Annotated in this window: 1 protein-coding gene; it reads left to right on the top strand. The window is 71.9% G+C overall.

Features of this window, described 5'->3' with window-relative positions; genetic code table 11:
- Window positions 1–2,032, top strand: a 2,032-nt coding sequence (locus JHN63_RS51175; protein WP_200691957.1) for a polynucleotide kinase-phosphatase, incomplete at both ends; no start/stop codon positions are given.

The following is a 2,032-nucleotide window of genomic DNA, read 5'->3' as shown; positions in this document are numbered from 1 at the left end:
GGAGCGCGAGGGCTTCCGCAAGGTGCACGTCCTGCGCGGCGTCGAGGACATCGAGAACGCCACGATCCGCACCGAGAAGCGCTTCAACGACCTGACCCACCTCAGCGGCCCCTTCGACATCATCGGCGACATCCACGGCTGCGCGGCCGAACTGGAGACCCTGCTCGGCAAGTTGGGCTACGACGACGGCGTCCACCCGGCGGGCCGTACGGCCGTCTTCGTCGGCGACCTCGTCGACCGCGGCCCCGACTCGCCCGGCGTGCTGCGCCGCGTGATGTCCATGGTCGGGTCGGGCAACGCGCTGTGCGTACCCGGCAACCACGAGAACAAGTTCGGCCGTCACCTCAAGGGCCGCCAGGTCCAGCACACCCACGGCCTCGCCGAGACGATCGAGCAGATGGCGGGGGAGTCCGACGAATTCCGTTCCCAGGTAAGGGAGTTCATCGACGGACTCGTCAGCCACTACGTCCTCGACGGCGGCCGACTGGTCGTCTGCCACGCCGGTCTGCCCGAGAGGTACCACGGCCGCACGTCGGGCCGGGTGCGCTCGCACGCGCTCTACGGCGACACGACCGGCGAGACCGACGAGTTCGGCCTGCCGGTGCGCTACCCGTGGGCCGAGGACTACCGGGGCCGCGCGGCCGTCGTCTACGGACACACCCCGGTGCCCGAGGCGACCTGGCTCAACAACACCATCTGCCTCGACACCGGCGCGGTCTTCGGCGGCAAGCTGACCGCTCTGCGCTGGCCGGAACGGGAGTTGGTCGACGTACCGGCCGAGCAGGTCTGGTACGAGCCGACCCGCCCGCTGCGCACGGAGGCGCCCGGCGGTCACGACGGCCGTCCGCTCGACCTGGCGGACGTGCACGGCCGCCGGGTGGTGGAGACCCGGCACGCCGGCCGGGTGTCCGTCCGCGAGGAGAACGCGGCGGCGGCCCTGGAGGTCATGAGCCGCTTCGCGGTCGACCCGCGGCTGCTGCCGTACCTGCCGCCGACGATGGCCCCGACGGCGACCTCGCACGTCGACGGCTACCTGGAGCACCCGGCGGAGGCGTTCGCCCAGTACGCCGACGACGGGGTCGCGCGGGTCGTGTGCGAGGAGAAGCACATGGGTTCGCGGGCGGTGGCGCTGGTGTGCCGGGACGCGGAGGCGGCGGCGAAGCGGTTCGGTGTGGAGGGCGGGCCGACGGGGTCGTTGTACACGCGCACCGGGCGTCCCTTCTTCGACGACGTCGCGGTGACCGAGGAGATCCTCGGCCGTCTGCGCAGGGCGGTGGACGAGTCGGGACTGTGGACGGAACTCGACACCGACTGGCTGTTGCTGGACGCGGAGTTGATGCCGTGGTCGCTGAAGGCGTCCGGGCTGCTGCGGGGTCAGTACGCGGCGGTCGGCGCGGCGGCGGGGGTGGTGTTCCCGGGGGTCCTGACCGCGCTGGAGGGTGCCGTGGGGCGGGGTGTCGACGTGGTCGACCTGCTCTCCCGGCAGCGTGAACGGGCCGCGGACGCCTCGGCGTTCACCGACGCGTACCGTCGCTACTGCTGGACCACGTCCGGTCTCGACGGGGTCCGGCTCGCCCCGTTCCAGATCCTCGCGGTCCAGGGGCGCAGCTTCGCCGGACTCCCGCACGACGAACAACTCGCCCTGCTGGACCGGCTGGTGGAGCACGACAGCACCGGCCTGCTCCAGACCACGCGCCGGCTGTACGTCGACACCGGCGACCCCGAGTCGATCCAGGCCGGGGTCGACTGGTGGCTGGAGATGACCGGGCGGGGCGGCGAGGGCATGGTCGTCAAGCCGGTGGGCGCGGTGGTGCGCAGCGAGGCCGGTCGACTCGTCCAGCCCGGTATCAAGTGCCGTGGCCGTGAGTACCTGCGGATCATCTACGGTCCGGAGTACACGCGTCCCGACAACCTCGCCCGGCTCCGTGGCCGCTTCCTCAACCACAAGCGGTCGTTGGCGATCCGGGAGTACGCGCTGGGTCTTGAGGCCCTCGACAGGCTGGCCGAGGGGGAGCCGCTGTGGCGGGTCCAC

Source organism: Streptomyces sp. MBT65, from assembly GCF_016612545.1.
Lineage (GTDB): Bacteria > Actinomycetota > Actinomycetes > Streptomycetales > Streptomycetaceae > Streptomyces.
This window is presented reverse-complemented; position numbering and strand designations above follow the sequence as displayed.